At 71.2% G+C, this 12399-nt stretch carries 11 protein-coding genes; 4 read left to right on the plus strand and 7 right to left on the minus strand.

Annotation, left to right across the window (positions count from 1 at the left end; translation table 11 throughout):
• Window positions 1-39: 39 nt before the first annotated feature.
• From BLS25_RS02540 to BLS25_RS02570, 7 genes are all read right to left on the minus strand, one after another.
• Complete coding sequence (locus BLS25_RS02540) at window positions 40-1140, minus strand: NAD(P)-dependent alcohol dehydrogenase (RefSeq protein WP_074694293.1); 1101 nt, start codon at window positions 1138-1140, stop codon at window positions 40-42.
• Entirely contained in the window at window positions 1137-2600 is a 1464-nt protein-coding gene (locus BLS25_RS02545) for an aldehyde dehydrogenase family protein (RefSeq protein ID WP_074694294.1), read from the minus strand. The genes BLS25_RS02540 and BLS25_RS02545 overlap by 4 nt, the downstream gene beginning before the upstream one ends.
• On the minus strand, window positions 2597-3313 hold the full coding sequence (locus BLS25_RS02550) for an alpha/beta fold hydrolase (RefSeq protein WP_074694295.1): 717 nt from the start codon (window positions 3311-3313) through the stop codon (window positions 2597-2599). Before BLS25_RS02550 ends, BLS25_RS02545 begins: the two co-directional genes overlap by 4 nt.
• 82 nt (window positions 3314-3395) lie before the next feature.
• On the minus strand, window positions 3396-5630 hold the full coding sequence (locus tag BLS25_RS02555) for an ATP-binding protein (protein WP_074694296.1): 2235 nt from the start codon (window positions 5628-5630) through the stop codon (window positions 3396-3398).
• 213 nt (window positions 5631-5843) lie between these two features.
• Window positions 5844-6791: a hypothetical protein gene (locus BLS25_RS02560; RefSeq protein ID WP_074694297.1), complete on the minus strand. Its 948-nt coding sequence runs from the start codon at window positions 6789-6791 to the stop codon at window positions 5844-5846.
• A 38-nt stretch (window positions 6792-6829) separates the two neighbouring features.
• Window positions 6830-7804: an alpha/beta hydrolase gene (locus BLS25_RS02565; protein ID WP_256335512.1), complete on the minus strand. Its 975-nt coding sequence runs from the start codon at window positions 7802-7804 to the stop codon at window positions 6830-6832.
• A gap of 145 nt (window positions 7805-7949) precedes the next feature.
• Window positions 7950-9722, minus strand: coding sequence for a Na+/H+ antiporter (locus BLS25_RS02570; RefSeq protein WP_074694298.1), 1773 nt, complete (start codon window positions 9720-9722; stop codon window positions 7950-7952).
• Between the two features lie 111 nt (window positions 9723-9833).
• Here BLS25_RS02570 and BLS25_RS02575 point away from each other — a divergent pair, with 111 nt between their 5' ends.
• Genes BLS25_RS02575 through BLS25_RS02590 form a run of 4 tightly spaced genes read left to right on the plus strand, consistent with a single transcriptional unit; the run spans window position 9834 to window position 12392 of the window.
• A complete protein-coding gene (locus BLS25_RS02575) occupies window positions 9834-10148 on the plus strand; it encodes an SAV_915 family protein (RefSeq protein ID WP_235556956.1) in 315 nt (104 codons plus the stop codon).
• Window positions 10145-10441: a hypothetical protein gene (locus tag BLS25_RS02580; protein ID WP_056227596.1), complete on the plus strand. Its 297-nt coding sequence runs from the start codon at window positions 10145-10147 to the stop codon at window positions 10439-10441. The genes BLS25_RS02575 and BLS25_RS02580 overlap by 4 nt, the downstream gene beginning before the upstream one ends.
• Window positions 10441-11610 carry a hypothetical protein gene (locus BLS25_RS02585; RefSeq protein ID WP_074694299.1) on the plus strand — a complete coding sequence of 390 codons (1170 nt, stop codon included), beginning with the start codon at window positions 10441-10443 and terminating at the stop codon, window positions 11608-11610. The genes BLS25_RS02580 and BLS25_RS02585 overlap by 1 nt, the downstream gene beginning before the upstream one ends.
• Before the next feature lie 2 nt (window positions 11611-11612).
• Window positions 11613-12392, plus strand: coding sequence for a hypothetical protein (locus BLS25_RS02590; RefSeq protein WP_074694300.1), 780 nt, complete (start codon window positions 11613-11615; stop codon window positions 12390-12392).
• Window positions 12393-12399 lie beyond the last annotated feature (7 nt).

Below are 12399 nucleotides of genomic sequence, written 5' to 3' on the forward strand. Positions count from 1 at the left end.
CAGCCCGTTCTGCGAGGTCGCCTGCGGTGTGACCCGCGCTCAGGACACGATCACCGGCTTCACCGTCGTGCCGGCGTGCATGTCGGCGACCGCGCTTTCGATGTCGTCCAACGCGTAACGCTTCTCGAGCTTCTCGAGCGGCAGGCGCCCTGCGGCGTGCAGAGCGACGAGTTGCGGAACGAGGTCGCGCGGGTCCGCGTCGCCCATCGTGACGCCGCGGAGGATCTTGCCGGTCAAGATGCCCTGGATGTCGACGCCGATCTCGGTTCCGGGCGGTGGCGCCCCGCACACGAGGACCGTGCCGCGCACGGCCGCGGCATCGAGCGCCGTCCGGGCGACGCCCGGGTGTCCGGTGGTGTCGAAACCCAGCGACACGCCACGGCCCCCGGTCAGCTCGGCGAGGCGCGCGACCACGTCTTCGCTCGAGGCGTCGACGACGGCTGTCGCTCCGAGTTCGAGCGCCAGGTCGAGACGGCTCGCGACGCGATCCACGGCGATCAACTGGACCGGTTCGCGCAGCGATGCCGCGATCACGGCCGAGAGCCCCACCGCCCCGGCGCCGTAGACCGCGACGATGTCGGTCGGCCCCGGATCGAGCACGTTCCACATCGAACCGAAGCCGGTCAGCACCCCGCAGCCGAGAGGAGCGAGCACGGTGAGATCGGCGTCGCCGGCCACGCGCACGACGGAGCGCTCGTCGGCGATCGCGTGCGTGCCGAACGACGACTGCCCGAAGAAGTGCCCGGCCACGGGCTCCCCGTCGCGGCTGATCCCGCCCGAGCCGTCGGCTCTCAGCCCCCCGAGCAGATTTCGGGGCAACCAGGTCTCGCAGTACGCGGGATGTACGGACACACAGGCCGCGCACGCGCCGCACGAGGTGAAGCTCAGGAGTACGGCATCCCCGGGGCTGATCCCGCGGACGTTCGCGCCGACCTTCTCGACCCGCCCGGCACCCTCGTGACCGATGATCCCCGGAGTGGGAAACGGGATGCCGCCGGCCAGCACCCCGATATCGGTGTGGCACAGACCGGTCGCGGTCAGTCGCACGAGCACCTCGCCCGGGCCCGGATCGGCGTACTCGACGTCGGAGACGACGATCCGGCCGTCGGCCTCGACGACAGCCGCGCGCCCCGCGGTCATGCGGCACCGCCCAGGTCGAAGACGATCGAGTGGGCCTTCTGGTACGACTGCAGCGCCTCGGGCCCGCCCTCTCGTCCCCAGCCCGACGCCTTGACCCCGCCGAACGGCACCGAGGGATCGAGCACCGCCCACCCGTTGATCCACGTGATGCCCGCCCTCAGTCGCGCGGCCACGCGGTGCGCCCGCGCGAGATCGGCGGTCTGGATGCCGCTGGCCAGGCCGTAGGGAGTGCCGTTGGCGAGGGCGACGGCCTCGTCTTCGGTGTCGAACGGCTGCACGGTGAGCACGGGACCGAAGACCTCGTCGACGACGACCTCGGCGTCGGGGGCCACGTCGGCGATCACGGTGGGAGCGTAGAAGAAGCCCCCGTCGCGCTCGACCGCGTGGCCTCCGGTCACGACCCGCGCCCCGGCGGCCCGAGCCCGCTCGACCAACGCCGAGACCTTGTCGAGCTGCGTTCGGCTCGCGAGCGGGCCGATCACCGTCGCAGGATCCGCGATGTCACCGAACGGCACTCGAGGGACGACGTCTTTCAGGATGCCGAGTACCACGCCGTACAGGGGACGCTCGACGAGCAGGCGGGGACCGGCCATGCAGAACTGGCCGGCGTTGAAGACGAACGCGGAGATCACCGTGTGGATGGCGCGATCCAGGTCGGCATCCGCGAAGAGGATGTTGGCCGCGTTGCCGCCGAGCTCCGCGGTGAAGGGGGTGAGGCTGCGGCCGGCGAGCCCCGCCGCGTGGGCTCCGATCTCGGTCGACCCGGTGAAGGCGACCTTGTCGACGTCGGGGTGAGCCACGAGGTGATCGCCGAGGGTCGATCCCGGGCCCGTGACGACATTGAAGACGCCTTCGGGCACTCCGGCGTCGCGCAGGATCTCGGCCATCAGCAGAGCGCTCAACGGGGTGTCGCTCGCGGGCTTGTGCACCACGGTGTTGCCCGCCGCGAGGGCCGGGGCGATCTTCGTGCTCGACAGGATGAGGGGGAAGTTGAACGGCGTGATCGCCGCGACCACCCCCAGCGGCTCGGGGCGCACGTACGCGTGGGCCGCGGCCGTGATCTCGCGGACCTCGCCGTCGAGGCGGTGGCCGAGGGCCGCGTAGTACTCGTAGAGCTCAGCGGCGTTGTTCACATCCACCACCCGCGCGAAGGTGATGGGCTTGCCGACGTCGAGGCTCTCGAGCTGCGCGAGTTCTTCGGCGCGCTCGCGCATCAGCGCGTAGGCGCGTTGCAGCACGCGGGCACGCTCGCGGCTCGACAAACGCGGCCACGGGCCCTCATCGAACGCCCGGCGGGCCGCGGCCACCGCGGCGTCGACGTCGGCGACACCCGCGCGAGCCACGTCGGCGATCTTCTCGCCGGTGGACGGGGCGATGACGTCCATGCGGCCGCCGTCCGCGGCATCCGTCCACTCCCCGCCGATGAACAGTCGACCGACGGTCAGCGTCGTGACGCTCACTTCGCCACCTCCGTCGGGGCGAGGGCGTCGGCGAGGACCCCGGCGAACCACGCCGGGTCGTCCTCGAACGGGGTGTGCCCGGTGTCGACGCGCACCACGTCGGCACCGGAACGCGAGACGAGGTGCTCCTGGAACGCGGGAGGCACCAGCTCGTCGCGCTGAGTGAGCACATAGGTCGTCGGCTTCGCCTTCCACGCGACGCGGGTCACGGGCGAGGTGAACGCGCCGAGCGACTGCGGGTGGAACGTGTCGGCGATCTCTTCCGCGAGCTCAGGGGGCACCCCGGCCGGCAGGTCGGCGGTGATCATCGCGATGCGCTCCTCGCGGGAGCGCCCCATCGAGACCTTGCCGTCGGCGATCCCCCAGAACTCCGGGATGCCGCCGCCCACCGCCTGCTGGAGCGTCTCGCCCTCGTCGAGAGCGAACGCGGCGATGTACACGAGACGCTCGACCGCCGGGTGGTCACCGGCCTGGGTCGCGGGGATCCCGCCGTAGGAGTGGGCGATCAACGTCACGGGGCCGTCTGCGGCGTCGAGCTTCTCGGTGATCGCCGCGGCATCGGCGTACATGTCGACCGTGCTGCCGATCGTCGGCAGGGCCACGGTGTCGACAGAGAAGCCCCGCGCGCGCAGCTCGGCGCCCAGCCGGTCGAACACCCACGGGCCGGCCCAGGCGCCGTGGACGAGAAGCAGACGGGGAGGGGAAGGGGTCATGCGGACTCTCCTCGGACGGGGGCGACCTCGGTGTCGCCGCGATCAGTGTCGAACGCCGGACGGAGCAGCGGTATCCGTAGGACTACCGAACGCTCGCGAGCGTCGACTGGAACCAGGCCGCGATCTGCGCGCGCGAGGTGAACCCGAGCTTGGCGAGGATCCGCTGCACGTGCGTGTCGATCGTGCGCACCGACAGCACGAGGCGCTCGGCGATCTCGCGGTTGCTGAGCCCCTCGTGGATGCCGGCGGCCACCTCGCTCTCTCGAGCGCTGAGCCCCGCCGCGGGGCGCCCGGGTGCGCCCGCGAACATCGCCGCCTCGGTCGGTGTGAGGCGTTCACCCACGGCCGACAGGCGCCGGAACGCCTCGTCGCCGAGCCGCTGACGGACGGTCGCCACGCAGCGATCGTGCTCGGCGAGCATGTGCGGACCGTGCACGTCGATCCCGGAGTCGATCCGGCGCCACCAGCTTCGTGCGGCTCCCAGCAGCACGGCCGTGCGCTCGCTCGGTGCGCGCGCGGCGTCGATCCAGCTCAACAGTTCGAGCACGAGGCAGTCGCCCACGGGATCGTCGATGCCCTGCTCCATCTCGAGCGCCGCACGGGCGTGCGCCTCGGCGTCGTCGAGATCCCCGGCGGCGTAGAGCGCCAGGGCGATCGCCCACACCGACAGAGATCTCAGCCATCTCTCGCCGATGGCCTCGGCGTGCCGCAGTCCCTCGCGCGCCGGGGTCTCGGCATCCGGTCTCTGCAGCTGCAGAAGGGCCACCGTGAGTTGGAACTGCGCGAGGAGCGCCTCTTCGGGATGCCCCAGATCGTGCGCGAGTCGGATCGAGTGCGTGAATCCGGCGACCGCCCGCTCGCCTTCGCCGGCGAACAGCGCGCGGCTTCCGCTGCACCGCCGCCACTCCACCTCGTGCAGACCCCTTTCGGCGGCCGGGAGCTCGTCGCGCAACGCCCAGGCGTCGTCGAGCAACGCCTGCGTTTCGGCCAGGGCGCCCTGCAACACGCTCAACCACGCGGCCACGAGCAGCGCCGGCGCCCGAGCGGCGGGGGAGGCGTCGGGCAGGGCCAGCACGCGCCGGGCCCACCGTCGTCCCTCGGGGAGGAAACCGCCGACGCCCCAGTGGTAACGGAGGTCGGTGAAGAGCCCGAGCGCCGTATCGGCGTCGAGGGTCACGGCCGTGCGCAGAGCGGCATCCATCTCCGCCCGGTCGGCGCGCTGCCCCGCGAGGATCAGCCGCTGCGCCGGGCCGTACCAGTGCGTGCGCGCCAGCCGCGCGAGGCCGCGGTAGTGGTCGAGGTGTCGACGGACGTGGAGCACCTGCTCACCCGATTCTTCGGCTCGATCGCGCCCGTACCCGCGAATCGTCTCGAGCAGCCGGTAGCGGCCCGATTCGCGGTCCGCTTCGACGAGGGACTGGTCGATGAGCGCGTCGAGGGTGTCCACGGTCGTCGCCTCGTCTCCGCCCGCGACCGCGACCGCGGCCGGCAGGTCGAAGGAACCCGAGAAGACGCTCAGGGCGGCCCACAGCGCTCGCTCGGCGGGTGTGCACAGCTCGTGGCTCCAGTCGACCATCGCGCGCAGCGTCCGCTGGCGCGACACAGGGGCGCGGCCGCCGGTGCGCAGCAGCGTGAAGCGCTGCGAGATCCGCCGGGCCAACTCGGCGATCGAGAGGGTGCGCAGACGCCCCGCGGCCAGTTCGATCGCGAGCGGAAGACCGTCGAGCGCGCGGCACAGGTGCGCGGCCACGGCCCGGTCCTCGCTCGAGGGCGAGAATCCGGCGTCCGCGGCACGCGCGCGAGCAAGGAGCAGGGCGACCGCCTCGGCGGGTTCGCCGTCCGTGTCGTCGGTGGCCAAGGGCGGCACGGGGAACACCTGCTCGCCGTCGACATCGAGGCGCCGCCGACTGGTCGCCACGATCGTCACCTGCGGAAGGGCGTCGAGCAGCTCATCCACGAGCGAGGCGACGGCGTCGATGAGGTGCTCGCAGTTGTCGAGCAGCAGAAGAGTGCGATCGTCGGCGAGCACATCGACGATGAACTCCACCGGCTCGCGCGTCGACAGCTCTCCATAGGGCAGCGCCTGAGCGATCGCGTCGGCCACGCGCCGCGGGTCGCTCACCCGGTCGAGGGCGACGAACACCACGCTCATCGACATTCGAGAGGCGTGCGCGTTGACGGCGCGCGCCGCCAGTCGCGTCTTGCCGACCCCGCCGACTCCGGTCAGGGTCACGAGGCGATTGCGCGAGAGCGCGCCGGAGAGATCGTCGAGCTCGCGGCGGCGGCCCACGAACTCGCTGCGGGGCTCTTTGATCACGGGGGAGCGTCCTTGCGTCCGGGAACCCTCATTATCCGTCGCCGATCGATTCAGCGGAATGCTTCCGCTGGCGATTGCGGGGTTTCGCGCAGAGCCGGGACGCGCGGCGCCCCGAACGACAGCCGCGGACCCCGCGTGCCCGGTCCGCCTGGCGCACTGCGATCGAGAGTCGTCGCCGTCGGCCCGCCCGTCTCGCGCGGATCCGGCGAAGCCTCAGCTCAGCCGCTGCAGCATCCGCGCGGCGATGAACCGGGCACGCCCACGGGGGCTCAGCGGGTCGTACCCGAGCTGACGCGTCCACGTCTCTTGGCGCGACTGCAGGCTGCTGTGGTGCATCGACAGACGTGTCGCCGCCGCTCGGATGCTCTCGCTGTCGATGACCACGTCGAGGGCTTCGACAGCACGGGCGTCGAGAGCGTCGAGAGCCTCGACATCGGGATGCCGCGGGGCCGACGCCTCGAACGATCGCGCCAGCAGGATCAGCACGCCGAGGTCGGCGGCATCCATCACCCGGTGTCGGTCGTCGGCGAGGCGCAGCGCGAGACGGGCGTCGGCGCAGGCGCGGGGGAGATCGTCGAGGTCGCTCGCGACGCTCGTTCCGACGGGTCCGTCCGCGGGCACGACGTCGCCGAGGCCGATCCACACCGCTCCCTCGTTCGTCGCCAGGACGGTGGATGCCGTGAGTGCGTGGGGGGAGGTGGGCGGGGCCGCCACCACGCGCACCGCTCCGCTCAGGCGCAGGCGATGGGCGGCGGCCTCGCGATCCACCCGTGAGGTCGTCGCGTCGATCACGCGTTCGACCGCGCTCATCGTCGGGTCGGCGCGCGCGACGATGATCGAGAGGGCGACCTGCGCGCGGTCGACGATCATGGCGTCGTTCAGGCCTGCGCCGTCGGGGCGTTCGAGCCACACGCGCGGCGCGTCGGCGGCATCCGCTCCCTCGGGCTCTCGAGGTGCCGTGCGCGCACCGTCGGCGTCGACGCCGATGAGCCGCCCGCGCACCCGCGCGCCGGCGGGGACCCCGCTCAGGATCGCCGCGGCTCGCACGACCGACTCGACTCCCGCGCCCCCGGCCACGAGCGAGTCGAAGTATCCGATGATCTTCACCGACTCGCTCGCGGCGGGGTCGAGCACCTTCAGTCGTCCCGCGAGCTCTTGCATGGGTCACTCCCTCGTCGCGCCCAGCCTAGAACCGCCCGTCACCCGAGGATCCGTCGGATCCACCGGTCGCGCGCCTCGACGGCGTCGTGCGAGAGGGCGGCCTGCGGGGCGAATCCCTCGAAGGCGTGGAACGCTCCGGGCCAGACGTGCAGCTCGGCCTGTCCACCGGCCGCCCAGATGGCCGAGGCGTACGCGACGTCCTCGTCGCGGAACACCTCCGCGCTCCCGCAGTCGATGAACGCCGGGGGCAGGTTCGACAGGTCGGTGGCCCGCGCGGGCGCGGCGTAGATCGAGACGTCGTCGGTGCCGCGGCGTTCACCGAGGAGCGCGTTCCAGCCCAGCAGGTTGCTGCCGCGGTCCCACACGCCGACGCCGTCGATCTGGTGCGTCGACACGGTCGCATCGCGGTCGTCGAGCATCGGGTACATCAGCATCTGCCCGAGGAGGTGGGGTCCCCGCCGGTCGCGGGCGAGCAGGGCGACACCCGCGGCGAGACCGCCGCCGGCGCTGCCGCCGGCGATGAGGAGACGCTCGTGCTCGATCCCGAGCTGTTCGGCGTTCTCGGCCGTCCACACGAGCCCCGCGTAGCAGTCCTCGACGGGGTACGGGTCGGGGAACTCGGGAGCGAGGCGGTACTCGACGGTGACGACCACGGCGTTGTACCGGTGGATCCACTCCGCGAACGCTTCGACGGCCGTGAACCTGTCGCCCATGATCATTCCGCCGCCGTGGGTGTGGAAGATGCCGGGTCCGGTGCCGGTGCGCCCCTTCGCCTCGATGACCGAGACGACGATCTCGGCGCCCTCGTAGCCCGCGATCGTGACGTCGCGGGACTGCAGCTGCGCGGACTCGAGGATCTCGGCGGGCGTGGGCAGGCCGGGCAACGTTCCGCCGCGCAGCGCGGGGAGCATCTCGGCGGTCAGGGTGGGCGGAACCATCTGGCCGATCACCTCGAGCATGGGGCCGAGCTCGGGGTCGAAGGGCGGGCGGGGCAGGATGCCGGAAACGGTCACGGTGACTCCTTCGTCGGGGACGCCGCGTCGCGTCCGCTTCGATCATGCGGCGCGGCTCCCGGTGCGCGTCCCCGCCGGGCGGCGGGAGAAAGCCGGGAGGAGGCCGCCGGGTGGCGGGAGTGGGGCTCGGACCGCCCCGCCGCGGCTAGTCGCTCGCCTTCTCGATACCGCGCGCGCGGATTTCTTCGAGGTCGAGGCCCGCGAGGATCTTCCGCGCGATGAGGTCGTCGATCGTGCCCTCGCGGCGCAGGCGGAGCAAGACCTCGCGTTTGCGTTCGAGGACGGCGAGACGCAGTCGCTGCGCCTCTTTGTGTCGCAGCAGCGGAGAACGCTGCGTGACGTCGATGTCGTCACTGACCGCGATCATCTGGAGGGGGCCGGTGAAGGCGGTGCCGTCGTCGTCCGTGCCCTGTGGCGCGCTTTCGGTGCGGCGCTGATCGAGGTCGGGTCCGTCCGGAGGGACGGGACCGGTCGACGAGGCGTCGTCGAACGAGGCGTCGAGCTCGGCGAGGTCGCGCTCCTCGATCGCGCGCTGCCGTGCCACCGCCCGGGCGTTGGCGAGTTCGAGCCGTTCGTAGCCCTCGCGGCGCGCGCGGTCGCGCACCCGGTCGCTGATGCCGTGCTCGGCCGCGAGATCGTCGAGGGCCGCCAGGGCGGCGCCCGAGATCGCGCGCTCCGCCAACTCGTACTCTTCGATCGCGGCGTCGTCGGTGGGGAGTTTCGCCCACTTGATGACCGCCGGCAGCAGCGGCCCCTGCACGAGCAGGGTGAGCACGATGACACCCGCCGTGACGAAGACGATGGCGTCGCGTCCGGCCACCGGGTCGCCCGCAGCCGTGGTGACCGGCACCGACAGGGCGATGGCGAGCGACACGGCTCCGCGGAAACCGGCGACGGTGCTGACGATGCGCGATCGATGCCGCAGCGACCGCGACGATCCCGCGGCGGGCCGCGAGAACGGCGAGAACATCCACTGGAACAGGTACCGGACGACGAACAGGGCGATCCACGCGGCCACGGTGACGAGCAGCAGGATGCCGATCTCCGACCCCGAGATCTCGTGCAGCACGAGCTGCACCTCGAGCCCGATCAGCACGAAGAGGGCGCCGTTGAGGAGGTAGACGCCGAAGGGCCACGTGGCATCCGCCGCCCTTCTCGACATCGCCGTCGTGATGCGCGGCGACACCCACGCCATGATGAGGCCCGCGAACACGACGGCGAGCACGCCCGAGGCGTCGATGAGCTCGGCGATCAGGAACGACACGAACGGCACCAGAACCATCGTCAGGTTGATCGTCAGGGTGGACTGCATGCGCCGCAGGGCGAAGAACGCGGCGGCCGCCACGGCGATGCCCGCGGCGGCTCCACCGAGGTACGACAGCAGCACCATGCCGGTGATCTGCAGCGGGGTGATCTGGTCGCCGAGCAGCAGAGCCACGGCGATCGCGTAGAGCACGAGGGCGGTGCCGTCGTTCGTCAGGCTCTCGGCCTTGAGCTTCATGAAGGTCTTGGCGGGCAGCAGGCGGCCGAGGGCGGCGACGGCCGTGGCGTCGGGCGGGGCGACCGCGGCGCCCAGCACGAGAGCGGCCTCCCACGGCACGCCCATCAGCGTCGCGACGCCCGCGACGGCGAAGGCGGATGCCACCACGAGCAGCGTGCTCATCGGGATGATGTAGCGCAGCGAGCGGCGCACCGACCGCAGCGACGTCGTCCACGCCTCGCGGAACAGCATGACGGGGAGGAACAGCAGCAGCACCGTCTCGGGCGGCAGTTCGATCTGGCGCAGCTCGGGGATGAAGCCGAGAGCGAGGCCGATGACGAGCAGCACCAGCGGTGTCGCGACGCGCAGCCGGGGAGCCAGGACGGTGCCCACGAGCATCGCCACTCCCAGCAGAACCGTGATCTCGAGTCCTTGCATGCCTGCCGCCTTCCGCCGTGCCCCTGAGCACAGCGTAGAGAGGGTCGCGGACATTCCCGATCTCTTGCCCGCACTAAACTGTCCGGACGGTTCGGAGATGGGGGATCTTTGATGTCGCTCGGCGGAAACAGGGGAGACACGATGCGGCGGGAGGTCATCGTGCCGCCCGCCCTTTACCTGCCCCTGGTGAGTGATCCCGAGGGGCGCGGCCAACTGGCTGTCGTTCAGAAGCTCGTCGACGGTCGGCGCGGGTTGCTCGCGTACACGGCGCTGGACAGGCTCGCAGACGCATGCGGGCGCGAACAACCGTGGATGCTGCTGATGACCTCGGAGCTCGATCGCATTCGGCAGATGCAGCCCTTCGACGTCGTCGCATTCGACCTCGACATACCCCCTCAGTCACGTCGGGGAGGGCGACTCGGATGAGTGACGCGATCTACGTCGACCGCGACAACATGGTGCGGCGGATGGGTCTCGTCGTCGACGAAGTCGACCGTCTCGACGCGGCGCTGGCCTCCCTTCCGCCCGCGGCCGACGGCGGGGCCGCTTCCGCGCTCATCGGCTTTATCGCCGGCGCTGCGGCGGAGGCGGCAAATGAGTACGCCGGGGCGGTGCGCCTCGTCGGTGCGGTGACGGAGAGCGTGCTCGACGACGTGCAGGCGACGGAGGATCAAATGCAGAGCGAGATCTCACGACTCGAAGAGGGGCTCGCGGACTGATGCCGATCGACGCGAGGATTCCCGGCGACCCGGCGAGCGTGCGCGCCGTCGCGGAGTGGCTCGAGCGCGTGAAAGAGGCGTACACGGGCGCCGACCTCGAGCTGACCTACCTCTGGGGTGACTCGAACAACTACTGGACGGGCGAAGCGGGAACCGCGTGGAGGTCGGTGGTCGGCGACATCCGCAACCGAGCGGATGGGGTGTCAAGCTACCTCAGCGATGCGGCAGAGGTGTTCCGCGCATACTCCGCTCGACTAGAGCGCGCGCAAGAAGACGTCGCCACGCTCCGCATTCAAGCGGATGCCGTCGGCCTCGACGTCGTTGGAACGACCGTGCTGCCGCCGACGACGTCCCTGTCGTACTGCCCGGGTCCCGGCGCGCCGGACGCCGACCTCGAGGCGTATGACCAGTACGTCTCGCTGATCGCGAGCTACAACGACCTCGGCGCGCAGATCGGCACGATGACCGGCGAACTCGACGCGTGGGTCGGGGAACACATGGCTCCGCTCATCGCTCGTGTCGAGGGCTTGCAGAAGCTCTCCGGCACGGTGTCGGCCATCGCGGCCAAGGGCAACGAATCCCTCGCGACATCCGTGCTCGACGGGTACGAGAGCTTCTACGATCAGACGCTGAGCACCTGGCGCAAAGACCACGATTCTCTCCAGTCCGCGGCGGAAACCTTCCGCGACCAGCTCCGGTCCGGTAACCCGGCACTGCGGGCGGCGGCCGAGGCGGCGGACCCTCACGGAATGCGAGCGGGGGTGGAGGAGCTGGCGGAGCAGATCGGCCGTGTGTCGCGCGTGACCCGCGTGCTCCCCATCGCCGGCAACGTGATCGACGTAGTCTCCCTCGCCGCGGATGTCGCAGAGGGCGGTTCGCTCAGCTCCGGCGTCGCGGAGATCGCGGGAGGCATGGCCGGCGGTGCGGGAGGTGCGGCGGCCGGTGGGGCTGCGGCAGCCGCCCTCGGAAGTAATCCGGTCGGGTGGGTCATCGGCGGGACGGTCATCGGCGGCCTAGCCATCGGAGCCGGAGCAAGGTGGCTGTGGGAGGCCGCGGTCCCCCTCGACTCACGCGAAACCGTCGACGACTTCTTCACCGGGCGTCAGCCGCGGTTGGAAGGATATGTTCCTCCGTCCCCCCGATCGCAGCCGAATCAAGGAGTGAACTGACTGTGGCCATCAGCACGACGTCTCCCCGACTTCCGTCCCCCGACCCGCGGATTCCCGTCTTCCCGAACGGCCGGCGCCCCACCTGGCTCGTCGCCGTCATAGTTCTGTTCGCCGTGCTGCCCGTGCTCATGGCCGTGGCCGATGACCGACTCGGGCTGCGCTTGGTGATGGGAGCGCTGACCCTCACCATCCTCGGGGCCGCGGCCTGCCTGCACGTGCTTTTCGGCACGATCCAGGAACGCCTCCTACGCATCGACCAGTCGGCATCCGGGATCTGGTTCCGTCCGGCGCCGGCCGCGACCGCGGTGCCGTTCGTGCTCGGCGGCCTGCTGCTGCTACCCGCGGTCGCGCAGATCGTGGTCGACATCGCGGACCTGCCGACGATGCCGTCGTTCCTGCTCACGCGCGCGCCGTATGCCCTCGGACTGCTCGGCGTCGGCGTGATCGTGATGAATGCGGTGCGTCTGCGTGAGCCGGCGGGCTTGCACGTGACGGCCGAGGGGCTCAGGGGTATCCGCGGTCGTGGTCGGGTCGACTGGGCATGGCACGAACTCGCCGAGGTGGGGGTCGGGGCCGGCCCTGTCGCGAAACTGCATCTCATCGCCGACGGTTCCGGTCCGCGAGTCGAGGCGCCCATGCTCGCGCTCGGATCCGATCCGAATCAGGTCGCCACCGTGGTGCGATATTTCCGCGAGGTGCCCTCAGCTCGCGCCACCCTCCAGGGTCCCGGAACCGTCGCTTTGCGCGGCGTCGACGACGCGCTCCGCGCTCGTGAGGGCTGAGCACGCC

The sequence above is a fragment of the Microbacterium testaceum StLB037 genome (assembly GCF_900104345.1).
GTDB lineage: Bacteria > Actinomycetota > Actinomycetes > Actinomycetales > Microbacteriaceae > Microbacterium > Microbacterium testaceum_A.

Bases quoted from the DNA above. Each gene is read 5' to 3' on its own strand.
- BLS25_RS02560 (WP_074694297.1), bottom strand. From the start codon at position 6,791: ATGCAAGAGCTCGCGGGACGACTGAAGGTGCTCGACCCCGCCGCGAGC.
- BLS25_RS02550 (WP_074694295.1), bottom strand. From the start codon at position 3,313: ATGACCCCTTCCCCTCCCCGTCTGCTTCTCGTCCACGGCGCCTGGGCC.
- BLS25_RS02580 (WP_056227596.1), top strand. From the start codon at position 10,145: ATGAGTGACGCGATCTACGTCGACCGCGACAACATGGTGCGGCGGATG.
- BLS25_RS02575 (WP_235556956.1), top strand. From the start codon at position 9,834: ATGTCGCTCGGCGGAAACAGGGGAGACACGATGCGGCGGGAGGTCATC.
- BLS25_RS02585 (WP_074694299.1), top strand. From the start codon at position 10,441: ATGCCGATCGACGCGAGGATTCCCGGCGACCCGGCGAGCGTGCGCGCC.
- BLS25_RS02570 (WP_074694298.1), bottom strand. From the start codon at position 9,722: ATGCAAGGACTCGAGATCACGGTTCTGCTGGGAGTGGCGATGCTCGTG.
- BLS25_RS02540 (WP_074694293.1), bottom strand. From the start codon at position 1,140: ATGACCGCGGGGCGCGCGGCTGTCGTCGAGGCCGACGGCCGGATCGTC.